Annotated in this window: 12 protein-coding genes and 2 pseudogenes; 4 read left to right on the top strand and 10 right to left on the bottom strand. The window is 41.2% G+C overall.

The window, feature by feature from the left end; all coding sequences use genetic code 11:
* Window positions 1-52: 52 nt before the first annotated feature.
* The 9 genes and pseudogenes from BUC01_RS01665 to BUC01_RS01625 form a co-directional block, all read right to left on the bottom strand.
* Window positions 53-1,348, bottom strand: a complete 1,296-nt coding sequence (locus BUC01_RS01665) for a hypothetical protein (RefSeq protein WP_025835344.1) — start codon at window positions 1,346-1,348, stop codon at window positions 53-55.
* A gap of 13 nt (window positions 1,349-1,361) precedes the next feature.
* Entirely contained in the window at window positions 1,362-2,399 is a 1,038-nt protein-coding gene (locus tag BUC01_RS01660) for a porin (RefSeq protein WP_139261784.1), read from the bottom strand.
* A gap of 89 nt (window positions 2,400-2,488) precedes the next feature.
* Entirely contained in the window at window positions 2,489-3,766 is a 1,278-nt protein-coding gene (locus tag BUC01_RS01655) for an ATP-grasp domain-containing protein (RefSeq protein WP_025835346.1), read from the bottom strand.
* Between the two features lie 168 nt (window positions 3,767-3,934).
* Window positions 3,935-4,888 (bottom strand): hypothetical protein, encoded by a 954-nt coding sequence (locus BUC01_RS01650; protein ID WP_025835348.1) that lies wholly within the window; start codon window positions 4,886-4,888, stop codon window positions 3,935-3,937.
* Window positions 4,885-6,093 (bottom strand): ATP-binding protein, encoded by a 1,209-nt coding sequence (locus BUC01_RS01645; RefSeq protein WP_051568872.1) that lies wholly within the window; start codon window positions 6,091-6,093, stop codon window positions 4,885-4,887. The genes BUC01_RS01650 and BUC01_RS01645 overlap by 4 nt, the downstream gene beginning before the upstream one ends.
* A 15-nt stretch (window positions 6,094-6,108) precedes the next feature.
* Window positions 6,109-7,218, bottom strand: coding sequence for a DegT/DnrJ/EryC1/StrS family aminotransferase (locus BUC01_RS01640; protein ID WP_025835351.1), 1,110 nt, complete (start codon window positions 7,216-7,218; stop codon window positions 6,109-6,111).
* Between the two features lie 4 nt (window positions 7,219-7,222).
* Window positions 7,223-7,633, bottom strand: a pseudogene (locus tag BUC01_RS25725) (N-acetylmuramidase domain-containing protein).
* A 151-nt stretch (window positions 7,634-7,784) separates the two neighbouring features.
* Window positions 7,785-8,273, bottom strand: a complete 489-nt coding sequence (locus tag BUC01_RS01630) for a UpxZ family transcription anti-terminator antagonist (protein WP_025835353.1) — start codon at window positions 8,271-8,273, stop codon at window positions 7,785-7,787.
* 75 nt (window positions 8,274-8,348) lie between these two features.
* Window positions 8,349-8,897, bottom strand: coding sequence for a UpxY family transcription antiterminator (locus BUC01_RS01625; RefSeq protein ID WP_025835355.1), 549 nt, complete (start codon window positions 8,895-8,897; stop codon window positions 8,349-8,351).
* A gap of 702 nt (window positions 8,898-9,599) precedes the next feature.
* Between BUC01_RS01625 and BUC01_RS01620 the strand changes: the two genes are divergently transcribed.
* A complete protein-coding gene (locus tag BUC01_RS01620) occupies window positions 9,600-9,905 on the top strand; it encodes a hypothetical protein (protein WP_244895724.1) in 306 nt (101 codons plus the stop codon).
* Between the two features lie 180 nt (window positions 9,906-10,085).
* A pseudogene (locus BUC01_RS01615) lies at window positions 10,086-10,400 on the top strand (SH3 beta-barrel fold-containing protein).
* Between the two features lie 216 nt (window positions 10,401-10,616).
* Here BUC01_RS01615 and BUC01_RS25720 read toward each other — a convergent pair.
* Entirely contained in the window at window positions 10,617-13,739 is a 3,123-nt protein-coding gene (locus BUC01_RS25720) for an ATP-binding protein (RefSeq protein WP_244895723.1), read from the bottom strand.
* A 251-nt stretch (window positions 13,740-13,990) separates the two neighbouring features.
* Here BUC01_RS25720 and BUC01_RS01605 point away from each other — a divergent pair, with 251 nt between their 5' ends.
* Complete coding sequence (locus BUC01_RS01605; protein WP_025834594.1) at window positions 13,991-15,208, top strand: exonuclease SbcCD subunit D; 1,218 nt, start codon at window positions 13,991-13,993, stop codon at window positions 15,206-15,208.
* A gap of 22 nt (window positions 15,209-15,230) precedes the next feature.
* On the top strand, window positions 15,231-18,650 hold the full coding sequence (locus tag BUC01_RS01600) for an AAA family ATPase (protein WP_025834593.1): 3,420 nt from the start codon (window positions 15,231-15,233) through the stop codon (window positions 18,648-18,650).
* Window positions 18,651-18,658: the final 8 nt, after the last annotated feature.

The following is an 18,658-nucleotide window of genomic DNA, read 5'->3' as shown; positions in this document are numbered from 1 at the left end:
ATATTTCTATTCAGTAAGTATCCTTACCTTTATTCGATTATAATTACAAATATTATTCGACATTTTTTCTGCAATCTTCTTCATCAGGTTCTTTGTTACAAATCTTGATATATTCATTTTCTGTGATGGTTCCTGATTTATTATAGTCAACTTTACCTATTGCAAATTTGACTGAATAGATAATTGCCTTTACAAGATAAGGTATAAAAACTAAACAAAAGATCATTGTAAATAACTTAGAAGAGCCTGTATAAAGGATAATTATATTAATCAAACCTATAATCCCCATTATAACAACCAAGAAAAGATTGGGCTTGAGATTAAGTTTCCGATTCGTAAATATACGAATCAGGTCATTTAGCAATGTCTTTGAGGCAGAATCCAGTGATGTTACAGCAAACCCCAGCATGGTAAAAGCTGTTAGGGTATATATCATCCAACCACGTGAGAATGATAAGGTATATCCTGTTGCGGCACTCACTAAATGCCATATAGACGTAAGGATAATCAATGATATCGTACCATATCTGATAATATTTTTCACACTATATCCATTGCTACAATATGCCACAAATCGACCGCAGAATATGGACCACGACACAACAGTTGCCTCAAAATACCACCAATATGGATTACTCAAAAGTTCCTTCCAAGGCTCATCATTTATCATCCCTTGGAAAGGAAGTATTTTGCCAGTGTCTATGTTTTCGCTATCCAAAGTAGTAATCGTTGTGAACAAGGTTATCGTTGTAATCAAAAACATGTAAATATTAATACGTGAATACTTTACCAGTAAATTGAATTTTACCGATAGAGCGGCAAGAACTATGAATGTAATTATAATAGCCAAAATAGAAGATATACGGATTAGTTCACTGTCAATATTTAACGGTAGAAGAATAGTGGTTGCAGCCATAGGAATTGAAGTAGAAAGCCCCACAACTATTGAAAGGGAATTTAATATCACACTTGATCTTTTTTTGTAAGTAGCTAAACTGTATATGCCTGCTGTTATCATAATAGTTGTTTGTCCAAGCGTGTAGAACAAGTCAGCATTCCAGGTACCAAAAGTGTTTTGAAGCTCAATAGGGAAACTACCTACAAGATAAACACCCGTGAAAGTACATGCCAGCATAGCCATATAGCTAAATTTGCTTTTGATAACTTTATGTTGGTCTGCCAGCCAAACCACTCTATTTCCGTGGTCAGACACATATAAGCACACGTTAGCAATAAAACTTAGGAGAAAAACGCCCAAATAGATGGTAAGCATGACCGGATAATCCATTCCTGCGCCCTCAAGCCCATTCATTCTTTGAAAATGGGTAATAATTGATTCAATATTCATAAAGTATTATGTCTTAGAAATAATAGCCAACGTTCAAATTCAACCTTGTATGCCACTTATTATCCGCTCCGGTTGCAAAAGAGTTTTCCCAGTCCGGGCTAATCCATGGTTGATTCTTTGCAGCTACAACATCCGCGTAAATATAAACCGGACCGGTTGACACACTGCACCCCACTACATTCATATAAGAATCATTGAATCCTTTTTTTGCCTTGTGCATATAGCTGTAGTCATTATAAAACTTTATGTTGTCAACCAGCTTGTTTACAAAAGGAACAGTATATGACAGGCAAGCACTATAAGTTTGGCCTTTGTCCGCAACCTGATAGGGCGCGTTAAATGCTACCATTGAAACATAGCCATCTTCTTTTGACTCTTCACAACCATAATCAAAATAGGTTACCTGAGTTTTGAGATTCCAATTCTTCCAATCCAAAACAATATGCATAGCATAAGCAAGGCGTTTATCATTATTCCTTGAATCAATATTATAAGAATTTCCAACAAATCCTGAAATCCCCACCTCATACTTAACATCTGACTCTCCTTTATAAGCAACTCTACCACTTAGCGTATTAGTTTCTTTGCTACGACCAGCCAAGTCGTAAGAATAACGGCGACCAGAAACGACAGAACCTTCCCCATTCAGCAAATCTGAATTTTTAAAGAAAGCCGCATTGAACTGCCAATACTTGGTAACATACTGATAACTAATTCCAAAATCATCGTCATCCTCCAAACCTATATAATAATTTATATTGAAGAAATAACTATTTGACTGGTAAGGTTGAATTCCAAAGGGCACTGTAGTTTGTCCAAATCGTAATTGATTCTTATCATTGAATTTATATCCTATCCAGCCACTCTTAAGCATACCTCCACCGCTTGATTCAGAGTAGAAACGATACTCAGCATGGAACAGCAATTTTCTATATGCTCCATCAACATTCAAACGAAATACATCGTACAAGAAGGAACCACCTTGATTACGGCTATCTGGATTCCAATCGTTATAACGATAATTAAAACGAAGACAACCACCTAATTTCAGTGTAGGTTTTTCTCTTTCCTAAGCACAAACGCTGTTTACAAACAATCCACCCAATAATATAATTATAAACCTTTTAATATTATATTTCATTATTTCCCTTCTAACCCTTCCTTGTAAACTTTACGAAGAAAATCGAAATCAGTATACTTGATTACCATATCCTCACCATCATCATTAATAACTTGAACATTCTTGTTGATTGCATCAACAGTTGATATCATATCCTCTATATTTTCACTGACAAAAGAGAAATTACCAACCCCTCTGTAAGGAACAGCATCATCACCTACCTGTTTTAGAATATCCATTTTCAGGTTTTGTATTTCTTTCAATTTTTCAAGGCCTCTATATTCAACTATTTTTCCGCCCTTATTTGTCCAAAGAATCATTCCTGTCCCACATTTCACAAAAGCACGTTTTTGAGGTTCCGGTAATAGATGCTTAGTTGACAAACCGCGAGCATAGTCAACTATTATTTTTACAACATCACAGTTACACAAAGAATTATAAGTCTCATAAATTTGTTCACCAGAGAGACGATAGCCCATCTCAATTATATAGAAATGACCATCTTCATCTAGTATAACTTGTACCCATACGTACCCCTCTCTACAGCCAACAGCCTTTAAGACCTCCTCTATTTTAGGATTAATTTCCGAAATGAATTTTTCAACATGGTTGGTTGCCGTAGAAGTTATTGTGTAACAGTTCTTCGGCTCTCCCGGTTGCGAATACATTCCGTTAAGTGCAATAAGTCTGATATCACCATCCGCTATCGCATAACCACTCCACCATTCTTCGCCATGTAACATACGTTCAACAATAATCTTATTGTTCTTTGACAGTGAGCGAGCGTACTTATATGCTTTGATCAGTTCTTCTTTATTATAACAATAGCTAATACCGCGGTTTCCACTCATGTCAACAGGTTTACACATTACTGGAAATTGGACCTTATCAAGTTCCTCGTCTGTTAAAGCATCCGAAACTTCGTAATCCGTAGGTATCGGTGCGCCAAGTTTCTTGCAAAGAGCCTTGAAATCAGCTTTGTCACGCGAATAATGCCATGCTTCAGGCGTGCAATAACATGGGAAACCAAGTCGCTTGCACAATTCCATTGTCATTTCCAAATTAAACTCACTTATTCCACAAACAACAGCCGTAACGTTCTCCTCTCTGCACTTCTGTTCAAGCGCATCAAGGTCGCCCGTATTTATCATCCAATACTCATCGGCATCTTTTTTAGCTAAAGAATGGTTGGGATCTAAATAATCTGTTACAATTGTATGCATACCTTGAGATTTTGCATACCTTAGTATCTCGCGGCTTCCTTGACCAGTGCCAAGCATTAATAATTTTTCTTTCATATTTTAGACATTTTTATCACGTTCTATATCATCATCTAATCATATAAAAATACATAACACATCTTCTTTGGCCCGATTAAAAATAGATATTTCACTAATGAAACACAGTTACTAATGCATCTCACTCACTAATTTTTTAGGTGGTTTATTTACTATCTTTTTCAATGCCTATCCTTGAATTATATTTAGGATATATTCCATACTATCCAAATCATAACGTTGATCTATAGGAATAGGAATAAGATTCTTAGCCATTTTATATTCTATTGATTCTGATTCACACCACCCAAAAACATTAGGCCAGTATATGGCAACATAAACCCCATTCTCAATGAGTTTTTTTCTTAAACCGATATCCAATGAATAATAAGGATAAACCATTGGACACTCATATTGATCTTCTGAGAGGGTATTTAATAAATTCATATCTCCCAAAACAGTGTGAAGAATCTCAAAATTTCTCTTTCTATCTTCTTTGATTTTCTCATAATCAACAGAATACATAAGTGCTTCTGTCAAATACGACAATTGACGAATCGGTAATCCTTTTAATTTTGCACTGTTAGCATGAAAATCATCATAGCCGCCCGTTGCTCCCAAATCATATCTTTTCAGAAGATGGCTACAACGGTCATAGGATATATCTCGTTCCTCCACCTCATAATATCCATTAGCATAAGCAATTCCGCCGTCAGGTAACCCCAAAAACTTGCGAGGACTATATATGGTGTTTATGCTCGGAATATGTTCTGTATAAAATGCTTGGGCATTGTCCACTATCAATTGCATACCGTATATTACAGCAAGCCGACGCACATAACTGTCTTTTATGCCAAAATAGTTGGTATATATCAAATATTCACCATGAGCTAATAAAAAATCTTCAACCAGCTCAAATTTTTCATTAATAGAATAAAACTCATACTCTATTTGCAATTTTAAAAGTGGTTCAAGAATAACCTCACAAGTAAAATACGGCAGGTATACTTTTTGAATATTGCCTAAAGAGCGTAATACATATTCCAATGAATTGCGTCCTGTATTTAGGAAAACGCCATCCGCATGCGGTATATCCCCCTTACAACTGAGTTCCAAATTAAAATACCCTCCTATTGCCCTCATGATTTTAATTTGACTTTAATCAACTCATCCATTCTTTCACAAAGCCAGTTCATGCGTGTTGCTGTATCCGAACGTAAAAAGATAATCCCCAATGCCTTTCCAGCCCCATCAAAAGCTTCAACCCTATCACCCCGTTTCTTATATAAAACCTTTCGATATATATAAGGAAGAATTTCATCTGCAAAGTCAATTCTATCATATACTCCATCAATAGAACTGTGAAGGACATATGTCATATAACATCCAGTATTGTTCTTTACATGCAATCCTGGATCGCTACCCATTGCTGCTACCACATTAGCTTTTACTAAATCCACTCCAAAAATGTCAGATAATTGAAGAGGGATCATATTTCCACCGGCACGAGGACCTACTTCCAGAAAATAAATATCGTCATCTTTGTCTAGTAAAACCTCTATATTCAACTCTCCAAAACGAATATCCAAAAGACTTATCAAACGTTGAAGTTCCTCATGAATCCGACGTTCCTGAAAAGCATTCAGTCCTCCCGGTCTCCTTTTTCCAATAGGAATTAGCCCTTTGCCATCCCCTCCCCTCAAACAAGCCATCTCACCATACAAGACAATTTTACCATCCCATACAAAGATGTCGCCACCAATGACAGCAGGGAAACCACGAGTTATGAACTCTTCTATGATCAGTATCTTATTGCGCGAATAAATATCAGCATAAGCTACCGCCGCACCAAGTTCATTGGAATTATCCAACATAGTAACTCCTTTGGAACCAGACGAATCTGTGGGTTTCACCACAATCGGAAAATTAAAGTTTTTAATTGCAGTCATAACAGCATCCAAAGATTGACTTGGATGAAATGTATATACTTGAGGACAAGCAAAATCATGTGTCCGCAAAAAATTACGAAATTTATGCTTGACACCTAAAATTTCCACAGATACGGAGGGATTGGTAGGGAGTCCCAAACGTTCTGCAACTATAGAAGCTGGAAATGCAGCCGGATCAGAAGCATAAGCAAGGATTCCATCAACTCCTTCAGACAGAGCGGCATCATACACAGCATCTATATCTGTAGTACTAATATTATAATATTTGTCTGCCACATATCGTCCGGGATTGTCTGGCAAATAATCACAAAGGACAGTATAATAGCCCATCTCTTTAGCTGTTTCGATAGCAACAACTTGTTGAGCGGAACCACCTAATAACAAGATTTTTTTCACCATAATCCTAATAAACACCTATTTAACAACGCATTGTAATATTTCTGTTATTTCTTTTCCACTCAATCCGCAATACATCGGTAAACAAATCACACTATCTGCTACCTCATGCGCCACAGGTAAATTAACAGGATTAGCCGATTCCAACCCTCTATAAGTAGAAAACTCACTTATCAAAGGATAAAAATACCTCCGTCCCAAAACATTCCGTTCTTTCATCTTGAAATAAAGTTCGTCACGCGTCATACCATATTTTTCAGCATCCACAAATATCGGAAAGTAGGAATAATTGTGACGGATCCCCGGCATATCTTCCATAAATTTTATACCATTCACGCCCGCCAATGTTTCGCGATATTTAATAGCTACCTGTCGACGGGTTTCAATCGCCATATCCACCAGCTTCAAGTTCAACAGTCCGTAAGCGCTTCTCACTTCATCCATCTTACCATTGATACCGGGAGCAACAATAGTTGTCTCACCGGCAAAACCGAAGTTTCTCAAATAATCAATACGCTGTTTCGTTTTTTCATCCTGACATACTAAAGCGCCACCCTCAATGGTGTTGTAGACCTTCGTAGCATGAAAGCTCAATGTGGACATATCACCCTCATTTAAAATAGACCTACCGTTTATTTCCACGCCAAAGGCATGAGCAGCATCATAAATCACCTTTAAACCATACTTATCAGCTATTTCCTGAATACGTTCCGTATCACAAGGCTTGCCATAGACATGCACAGGCATAATAGCCGTGGTTTTAGGAGTAATAGCAGATTCTATCTTTTCAGGATCAATATTACAAGTCACTGGATCAATATCCACAAATACAGGTTTGATGCCGTTCCACCACAAGGAGTGAGTAGTAGCAACAAAACTGTACGGAGTCGTAATCACTTCACCTGTGATACGCAATGCCTGCAAAGCACACATCAGAGGCAACGTACCATTAGTAAAGAGACTAATATAAGGTACTTTCAAATATTCACATAAAGCCTTCTCTAACTCCTGATGATAATGACCGTTATTGGTCAACCACTTGCGATTCCATATATCCTGCAAGTAAGGGATGAAATCGTCCAGTGAAGGGAGTAATGGGGAAGTAACCGTAATTACTTTATTTTCCATTTTACTACAATAAATATATATTTGATTTTTTACTTACGTTTAAGTGCAATTTCAGATATACCGCCTCCAATTTCACATCATATCTATTCTGTGTATAAGCCGGACCGTTATAGTATTTAGCAAACACTCCCCAATCCTTGGATTATAAGGCACGGAGCATCAATGAAGTGTTTTTGATGAAGTTCGCAAAAAGAAGCAGTTACTTGTATTCGCTCTCACACATGTCCTGCACGAAACTTTCTACGCTTGCCTCAGCACAAGCCGCATAATTAAAGCTCATTATCTGAAACATATCCAAACTAGCGTAAGCGTCAGCTGCCTCCCTTTTCTTCAACCGACTCTAGAAGATGTGACCTTCGTAAAGAATGACGGATTTACCGAGAACGAAGAAACCTCCTCTACCATCGGTTTCCACTTGCTGAACGGCCTACAATACTACAAGTTCACAACCCAATATTCGAGAAACTTGATTAAAGTCATCGTCAGTCAAACGCTCAATCTTTGATTTTTCGGTTGTATTCATACTATTGTTTTCAATTATGCACACCGCACATAATATGCGCTAGCTAATCTTCTATATATTCCCAAGGATAAGGATTATCCAACACATTCTGAAATTCAGCAATAGCTTCCTTATATTCGGGAGTAAGCGATGCTGAATCCCAAGAAGCGATAATGGCACGCCCCTCGTCAGCCAAAGGTTCATCGAACACTTCACCATAGCAGGCAGTAAGCAGACGAAGCTTTAATAGTGAAGCTGGAAGAGCATCGAGGATATCCCAACAACGATCCAACACTTCCTGAACATGCTGTTGTTTCTCGCCGTGGTCAATAAACGAGGCATTGTAACCCATCAGCAGTGCAAGGCAGACATTAGCCTGTTCTTCAATGGTAGCCCCTTTGGCACCGGAATTATACAAGGCCGTAGTCAGGCGATAAACTTCACCGTTGCGACGGGACAAGTCATCGCTATAGATGGGACTCCCGTCGATACCCAAATACATCAGCTCGTGCGCTGCACGCTGAAGGGCAGCTGTTTCTGCAGAAAGAGACATAATTATTTTAATTTATGATTTCAGATTTATGATTTATCAACTGGCAACGATCAATCATTGCTCATCAACAGCCAATTATTTGATTACTTCTATAAGATCTGGATGAATCGTAGCAAGCGCAACGGCAATGACACCTTGTATCTCGATAACCACACGGCGATCACGTGCACCTTTCACTTTCAGAAAGACGCCTTCCTGTCCCTCAAAGTCACCGCCCGTGATACGAACTTTCGTACCTTTGGACAAATTCAGTTCATCAGGTTGGAAGTACATGATATGGTCATTATAAGTACCGGCTACAGCAATAAAGCGTTGCATTTCATTGTCGGAGATAATAATCTTCTGTCCGCTACGGGTATCCGTAATGTATTGCAAATAGCTTACCTGTGATTTAATTCGCTTCACCTCGGAAGGACGGGCATGGACAAAAAGTAAATTGTGGACAACAGGAACCAAGGCTCGGACTTTCTTGCCTTTCTTTATACTTATCTTGTATTGCATGGGGACGAAACAACCCAATTTTTCCTTTTCAAGAAGACGCATGGCGTCAGGTTCTCTGCGGTAGGTGGCACGCATCGCATACCATATCTCGGACTCTTTTTCAGTATCTTTTTCCGCTTCCATTCGATGGTTTTGTTCAGAAAAGGGTGTTCCTTCGGGGCTTTGACACCCTTACATACACCTGAGTTTCAATCAATTGCGAACACTTTATGTAAGATATAGCAAGCTTTGTGTTCCTCTTGCCCGTTGATTTTACGTAGTTGGTCATTACCCTGATTTTCTTGCAGGTAAAGAACTATAAACGAAAGCATTATAAGAGAAAAGCGTCTTTTAATCGTTCGTTTAATGGGCGTAAGGATTTAAAAAATTGGGGAAAAGAAAAGAGAATAAAATGAATAGATATTAACGAATATTTTTATTGTTTTTTTATCACTTATAATCAATAAGTTAGCCAATTTATTATCTGATTTCAAAAAGATTTTTTATCAAACATTTTGTCATTAAAGAAAACACGTGTATATTTGCGCCCATTAAACGAACGTTTTTTGAACACTCCCAAAAATAAGATATAAAAAACTATATATCAAATGATTAACCATCATCACAAAATTATTCATTACTATTTTATTTCCCATCTTTTTGTAATCCAACTTTATTTCATATTTTCGCAGTTTTTTTAACCACGTTAATATCAATTAACGGGTATATAATCATTAAAGTCATGACAGAAATTAAAAAAGTAAAAAGCTGAACAAGAATCAGCAGAGAAGTAAATCGTACAAATCTGAAAATCAGAGAAAAGGCGAAAGTAAGAAACAAAACAGAGTGAGTATTGTAGATGAAAGTCTATTACCTCTTCGGGTATATTATGGCAATAACACCCATCTTTATGTAGGTTATCTGAGACACTTCAAATTAGGTGGTTTTGAATGCATGGGAATCAAAACAATCAGTGATTTAACAAAGTGGATATACGGCTTAGAAATGATGCGAAAACACGAAAAAGGAGAACGTATACCATTAAAGTACAGCAGTTTAAGCACAGAGATTGATAAAATATGGGCAGTGATACAAAAAGAAGATACCGAACACATTGATCCATACGGCTACGATGTAACAATAATTCATTGATAGTTTACTCCAAAGAAAGGGCATAACTTTGCCCCCGTCAATCTGACTGTGGAAGGGCTACACCCTTTCACCCGGATGGTGTAGCCCTAACCACAAAAGGGTGTAGCCATCCGGGGCAAAGGGTGTAGCCATCGCAGAAGATTGATTATTAATCATTTATAAACGACTAAATTCATTAAAATGAAGAAACAGATGTTGGGACACCAATCGAATCATGTAACGAAAGACGAAAGAGCAGAGAATCTATGGAAGAAACTTATCAGGCAGGAAACAGATTTATCAGACGAAACTATTGCATGGATGACACGACGCATACTATTGCTGACAGAATACATGCAATATGGATGTGCACTCATAGCCTATCGCAAGCAGAATGGAGAGTTTTATATGGCAAGAACAACTCTCGTATATTACGAAAACTCTTTCCACCGAGAATACGACATTTAACGCATCCAAAACCATGTGGCATACTGGGATATAGAACAGCAGGGATAGAGAACATTCCAGATAGAGAATTTTCTGGAATGGAAACCGATAGTTTAAATGAAGAATGAAGAATTAAAAATGAAGAATGAAGAATAATATATTCTGAAGCTACTCCAAAACTAAAAGCCGATCAGACCAATAGGTCAAAAAGATGACATTGCAATATCTGTCATGCAGAGTCTGCGCTCAGCATGACAGATAATATAAACTGAGCATGAGGCCACCCTACATGAAAATCAATTGTCTTTTCAGCAAGTCGATAATATCCCGCTGCAACTTCTGCGCATTTATGGGCTTGGAAGTATATGCGTCGAAACCGCTGTTCAGGATGCGCTGTTCATCTTCGGCATACACATAAGCCGTCACCGCCATAATGGGAACAGTAGGTGATATCTCGCGTATCATCTGGGTAGCTTCATATCCGCTCTTCTTGGGCATATTGATGTCCATCAATATCAAATGGGGATTATATTTCTTGAATAATTCTACCGCTTCTTCCCCATCCCACGCATGAAGGATATTATATTCATTCTTCAGGATAGATTCGAATAGCTGGAAATTGCTGCGATTGTCTTCGGCTATCAAAATAGTGAGTTTATTCTCTACCTTCTGTATCCGGTGTTCTTTCTGCTCTTTCACCGACTTCAGTTCTACAGGGTGGTACGGAAGAGTAAACCAGAAAGTGGAACCTTCACCCTCTTCCGATTCCACACCTATTTTGCCACCCATGTGCTCAATAATACTCTGGCAGATGGAAAGTCCCAAACCTGTGCCCTGAACAAAAGAATCAAGCTTCACAAAGCGGCCGAACACACTGTCTTTCTTATCAGGAGCAATTCCGCAGCCTGTATCGGTGACATAAAAGTACAGAAAATCCGTATCTTTCAGATGATAGCCAAAAGTAATGCTGCCCTCAGAGGTAAATTTCATAGCATTATTCAGCATATTCGTAACCACTTGTGTCAGCCTGTTCTTTTCAATGCTGACAGAGCAGTCCGGCATTTCCGGCACATAGCGGATAGGAACAGCCGCATTCTTCTGGCGAAGCTGAGCCGATGCCTCCATCTCTTTGAACAAGGCATTCAAGTCTAAATCAGAGAAATTAAATTCGAGTGTGCCCGCCTCTATTTTAGAAAGGTCCAGAATGTCTCCGACGAGTTGCAGCAGCAATGTATTGTTATTCTCGATGATATTGATGTATTCTTCTTTCTCTTCCTGCTCTTCCGCATCTGCCAGAATACTGGAGAAGCCGACAATCGCATTGAGCGGAGTACGTATCTCATGGCTCATGTTAGCCAGGAAAGCCGACTTCAAGCGGTTCGATTCTTCCGCCTTTTCTTTGGCCGTAATCAGGTCTTCTTCCATTTTCTTCCGCCCGGTTATCACGAGAGAGGAACCGATCAGGGTGATCGGCTTGCCGTTTTCATCTCGTTTATCCACCTTTGCCTGAGCCTCAACCCATTCATAACGTGCAACTCCATTCTTACGGACCACCACACGATACTCTTCCTTAATTTTGGAAACATTGCCCTCCGTCAGTTCTTTATATGCTTTCTTCACCCGTTCCCTGTCCTGCTTGCAGATTTTAGCAAAATACTGGTAATCGGGCACAGAGAGCTGTTCTTCATTCATTATACTGTCGTCATGGCTCAATTCCACCGGACGGTTGACGTCACAAAGCATGGTTCCTTTTTCCAGATCCCACTTCCAGGGAACAATATTCGCCACATCGAGAGACATTGACAGTTTATGATTGGCGGAACGCAGCATTTGTTGTGTTTCGGCCAATTCAGTATTGTCGACACAAAATACGTCAACGTAGCCCTGATGCTTGGACGGAGTCAGAATCACATTGAAATAATTACCGCTACCCTCATTGTAGTGTTGAAAAGAAAGTTCCTTCTGGGTAGAAATAACCATACTATACAGATGAATCATCCGTTCAGTCCCCTTCGGGTCAATCTCACTCCCACGCTTTCCTATAACCGGCCCCAGCGACTTAAAATATTTGTCAAAACGGGGATTAGCCTCTACGGTCAGATAATCTACAACCTTGCCTGCCTGATCGAAAATAAGTTGCTGCTTCAGGTAAACAATAGGCATATTCTCGAACAGGCTATGATAGCTCGTCATCAGCTTGATCTGCTCGGCCTGTTTCCTTCTCACTTTATACATCCACCACATCCACATCCACATAAAGAGGAGAACAACAGCCACTATCGTCAATATGACACTATATTTATGTTGTTCCCAGAAAGTGGGCGGCATCATGTAGAAAACAGAATTCGGAGGACATAGTTTCGGCGACAGTCCGGCTTCGACCAGGTCATGATAATTGAACATGGGAATGGGAGTGCCGCAATCAACTATCTGAACTCCTTTCCGGTTTTCACCGGACAAGACATTGCCGACAATCTCAGTTGCTTTTCTTCCGACCGTTTTTTCATCGAAGAAATAGCCGCCCACCAAACCGTTACGCTGTAATCCGGTATTATCCAATGAGAATATGGGGGAAGTAGAGTAATAACTGAGAATCCGGGAAATATTGTTAGTCAGCACCACATTTCCATTCTGCACATCCTGCTGATACCACGAGCAAAACAGTACTCCGCTATTCTCCTCCGCACGGCTTAATGAATCGGCCAGTGCATCAGTGGTCATATCTCCGGCAACATAATTCGTTATCTCCAGTTCCGGAAAGTCCTTGTCTGCAATCTCTTTCAAATCCGAGCGGAACTGGGCACTTATATATCTGGAGTCAGACAGAAATATTAATTCATTCATTTCAGGCATCAAATCCTGCATCAATGAAATCGTTTCTTTCAGATATGCCGGTATATAAAATACGGTCAACGACAGATCTCCTTTATAATCTTTCAGGGGAATTCTTTCTTCCACAGGAATTGCTTCCCGTTTTAAATAGGCTTCCTGCGGACCGACGTAATCTGTTTCGGTACAAAGTATGACCGGAACATCTTTCCATTGTTTTTCGATATCTTCCTTCAGCAAGCCCCAGGAAGCGCTGCCCAACAGTATCAGGAGCTTCGGAGGATTGTCTGCATATTTTTCAAAGAGTCTTTTTTCGTATTCCAACAAATTTTCTACATTCTGCAATTGCATAAATTGGCTTCCCATATGCTCAACATCTACCACAAAAGGGGAATTTTTATGCTGGTAAGAATTATAAATGGGGATAATGAAGTCGTTGCTCCACCGGGAGGAGCCACTATATGCATTGAGAATCAATATTTTGTCTTCATCTCCCGGTTTAAACGCCGAAGAACTTTCACTCAAGGCATTAACGGTGTTTAACAGGAGTATTATTAAGATAATAAATGTCTTGGTCATTTTATGCAAATATTTCATCTAAATCACAGTTTATTCTGCAAGTGTATCTATTCTTTACCGGACACAAGGTAAAAAGGCTGTCTCACAGATGAATTTCATTGCAAAACTAATTAAAAATCAGTGAATTCATAGTTTTAGAAAAAAGTTTTTTGTGCAAAGTCAATCTAATATTTTCCTTTATCAACCCTGTCCGGCCAATTTGCTTATCTCCCATATTCTGCGTACTTTTGAAAGCATAAAACCGTATAAATATGAAAATACTCCATACCAGCGACTGGCACTTGGGACATACACTATATAACTATGACCGCAGCCTGGAGCAACAAGCATTTCTGAAACAACTGGCCCACATCGCAGCGGAAGAGAAACCGGATGCAATAGTAGTGAGCGGAGACATCTACCACTACTCCACCCCATCCGCAACTACACAGAAGATGTACACGGACGGCATGCTCGAAATTCACAGAGCCTGCCCGGAAATGACCATTGTGGTGACAGCCGGCAATCATGACAGCAGTTCCAAACTGGAAATAGACAGCAATCTGTGGAATCACTTCGGAGTGAGAGTGGTGGGAAACATCGAACGGAACCAGGAAGAAGTGAACCTGGAAAAACATATCGTGGAAGTAAAAGACAAAGAAGGAAATCTGAAAGGATACATCATAGCCGTCCCCCACGTATATCCGCAAAACTTTCCGATGCTGGACACGGAGACACCGCGTGAAGAACGGCAGGCTCGCTTTTTCCAGGCATTGCAGGACGAAGTGGAGAAAATGAATGTGAAAGGACTTCCCGTTGTTTTGATGGCGCATCTCTCCATAGAAGGCAGCGACCGGACAGGTCATGACGAGACCGTGGGCGGTATAGAATATGTTCCCATCAGCTCGATGGGTGAAGGATATGATTATCTGGCGCTCGGACACATTCATTGTCCGCAGAACATCAAGGGAAATGGCCGTCACGCACGATATTGCGGAACTCCCCTGCCCGTGAGTTTTGACGAGACTTACCCCCATTCCGTCTCCATCGTCGAAATCCGGCGGGAGGAAGAACCGCAAATAAGAACGGTGGAAATAGAAAACCTCCTGCCGTTCGTCACACTGCCCAAAGAAGCGGTGCCCTTTGAAGAAGCCCTCAAACTACTGGAAGAATACCCGGACGACAAGACTGCTTACATCCGGCTGAACGTTCTGATAAAAGATTATCTGGCACCCGACTGTAACGAGCGGGCATCGAACGCGGCAAAAGGGAAAAACTGCAAATACTGCTACATCAAGTCCAACCGCGAAAAGCAGGCTGCAAACGACAAAACCCGGCATATCTCCATCCAGGAAATACAGGAAATGTCTCCGCTGGAGATAGCTAAACTCTACTATCAGGAAGCGGAAGGAGAAGAAATGGACGAAGAACTCTGCGAACTGATGAATGTCGCCGTGCAAAAGGTGAAGGAAAAGAATAATCTGCGTTAATCCGAATAATCTGTGGTGAATCATGAAACTTCAAAAACTGACTATAAAGAATCTGGCGTCCATAGAAGATGCCGTCATCGACTTTGAGAACGGACCGTTGAGCGAAGAGTCACTGTTCCTCATCTGCGGTGAGACGGGTGCCGGAAAAACAACACTGCTCGACGCTATTTGCCTGTCGCTCTATAATGAAACGCCCCGCATGGAACGTGCAGAAAACGAGAAGTACAAAGATGTGGGGCAAAGCTTCTCTTCCAAGAAAGAAGAGGTGTCCATTAACGACAGCCGCCAACTAATGCGCCGGAATACCAGTGAGGCATGGACCGAACTGGAGTTTACCGGTTCGAATGAGACACCCTATACCGCCAAGTGGTATGTGGCCCGTGCACACCGGAAAGCCTCCGGTGCCATTCAGGACGCAAAGTGGACTTTAGAGAACCGGAAAACGGGTGTCCAACTCATCAAGAAGAATGAAATAAAAGCTGAAATACAAGTTGCCGTAGGACTGACCTTCGAACAGTTCTGCCGTACCACCCTCCTGGCGCAAGGCGATTTCACCAAATTCCTGCAGAGCAAGGAAAGCGAAAAGTCGGACATTCTGGAGAAACTGACAGGCACCGGAATCTATTCCGAAATAGGTGCGGGAATTTACACTATCACTAAGGAAAAACGTACGGATTATGAAAACCAAAACCGGAAACTGGAAGGGATTCACATTCTGACTGATGAGGAAACAACTGAAATTAACGAAACCATGACGGCACTGGATGCCGAAATCAGTGGAAATGCCTTACAGAAGAATACGGCCGTCCTGAAACATGACTGGCTGAAGAGGCAGACAGAACTTGTCCTGAACCAGGAAAAGCAGCAGAAAGCATGGGAAGCGAAAAAGGAGCAACTGCAATCGGATGACTTCCGGCAGAAGGAAATACTGATCAGAGACTGGAACAGCACCGCGGACGCCCGCAACTGGTTCTCTTCTTTGAAACAGCAGCAACGACAGCAGGAGAGCAATATCCAGCAAACCGAAAATCTGAAAGCCGATTTCATCCGCCTCAGCAATGGTTGCATCTGGCTGAAAGATAACATGAAAGAACAACAAGCCAGATTGCTTCTCGCTGAAGAATATCTGAAAACCCATGCCCCGCTTCTCCCCATGTTCGAGCAAAGCCAGTCCATCATTGCCGACCTCAACGCCCTACTTTCTTCCCACTCGCGCATCGCCGCCTATGAGAAGCAGACAGCCGAATTAACCCGGCAACAACCTGCACTGGAGCGGGAACGTGCGGAAAAGGAGGATGACTGCAATCTGAAAAACAAAGAGAACCAAACCAGACAACTGGAAATCGACCGGCTGAATGCACAACTTACCTCTATGAACCGGAGTGCTTTGCAGCAAAAGAAGGACACACTGGAAACTGTCAAGGAGAACTTGCATAAAGCTCAAAATGCCCTGGCGGTATTGAAAGAGAAACAAGAGGCGCTGGATTCAGCAAAAGAATATGAAAAATCGCTGGACAAGAAATTGCAGACTTGCAAGAGCCGGTATGCAGGTTTGAAAGCCAGTTTCGACAATCAGAAGAAAGCATACGATGACATCAGGACACTATATGACAAACAGAAAGAAGCGGTGGAAGAATGGGCTAAAGAAGCCCGTGCCCGTCTTTCGATAGGAGACAGTTGTCCGGTATGCGGCCAGGAGATAAAGTCACTTTGCAAAGATGAAGACTTTCAATCTGTACTTGCTCCTATCCGGCAGTCATTAGAAGCGAAAGAGAAAGAATATAAAGAAGCGGAACAAACTCTGAACGGCAACCGGACAGAGAGTAAGACATACGAGGGAATGATGGCAAGCAGCCGTCTGGCAACGGAGAAAGCGCAGAAAGGATACGACCTTGCCTGTACAGAGGCACAAGACAAATGTAGCCGTTGCCATATCCCGGACATCTCCGACAGCACAAAGGAGACACTGGAAAAGCTGATTCAGGAAAACAAACAGGATATTGAGAACATCAATGCCAAACTGAATGAAGCGCAAACCCTGGCCAGCCATATTTCACGGTTGCAACACCAGAAAGATGAATATCAGCAAGTAGCGGAAACTGCCCGGAAAGCATTTGACGCCATTGATAAGAAGCTGACCGGACTGAAAAATGACATCACCAACAAACGTTCGCTGAAAGAAAATGAAAAAGAAATTATTCATACAACTTTGGAGCGTGTCAGCCCTCTGATTCTCTGGGACGAATGGCAAACTGAATGGAACAGTTCTCCCGTCACATTCATCGAACGCCTGCAAAAGGCAGCCGGAAATTACAAATTGGCACAGGACAGACAAGCCGAGCTGAAAACCGCCATCGCCCTAATCGGCAAAGAACTGGACAGCATATCGGCAACCCGGGAAATCATCTGTGATACATTTCCCGAATGGAAGAGTCTTCCGATAGAGGAAAAACAAGAAATAAAGAATCTGGGAATGGCTTGGAATACGCTGAATTCCCAGGCCGGCGGACTGAAGCAAAATATCCTGTCTGCCCGGAAGAACATGGATGAGCTGCAAGCGAACCTGGCTGCTTTCTATGCCTCGCATCCGGATATTGACGAATCATACATCATCGCATTCTCCGCTTATTCCGGTGAGTACATAGAGCACCTGCGCACCGGACAGCAACGGCTTAAAGAAGAAGAAGTGGCTGTACAGACAGCTTTCAGGCTCGCAACCGGACAGTTGGAAGAACATTTGGGCAAAAAACCTGAAATGGAGGAAAATGAAAGTCTGGAAACTCTGAACAGTCAGATTCATGCTTTAGAGGAAAAGATTACGGCAGAAACCCAAACCATCCTGCGGCTGAAAATACAACTGGAAGAAAATGCGAAGAACATTGCCCAGATAAAAGATGAAAAGAAGCGCGCGGACGAATTGCGGGAAATTTATCTGAAATGGGATCGTCTTTGCCATCACTTCGGTGATGAGAAAGGAAAGAATTTCCGGAACATCGCACAAAGTTTTGTATTGAAAGAGTTACTCAATGGAGCAAATTTCTATCTGCAACGGTTGACGGACCGTTACGAGCTGGAGTGTCAGGCGGGTTCGCTCACCATACTGTTGCGTGACTTCTACCAGGGAGGCGCAGCACGACCGGCCTGCACGCTGTCCGGTGGGGAGAGCTTTCTGGTCTCCCTGTCGCTGGCTCTCGGACTTTCTTCTCTCAGCCGGCATAGTTTGTCAGTGGATACGTTATTTATTGACGAGGGATTCGGTACGCTAAGCAGCGACTATCTGAATACGGTAATGGATACGCTGGAGAAGCTACATCAGATGGGCGGAAAGAAAGTAGGAATCATCAGCCACGTAGAAGGACTGCGGGAACGGATCAAAACTCAGATACAGGTGAAGCGGATTGATAATTCGAGAAGCGAGATCAGGACAGTAACTCTTTTATAAATTAAGAA

It is taken from the genome of Bacteroides stercorirosoris, from assembly GCF_900142015.1.
GTDB lineage: Bacteria > Bacteroidota > Bacteroidia > Bacteroidales > Bacteroidaceae > Bacteroides > Bacteroides stercorirosoris.
Note: the sequence above shows the minus strand (reverse complement) of the source record. Positions and strands in the feature narration are given on the sequence as shown.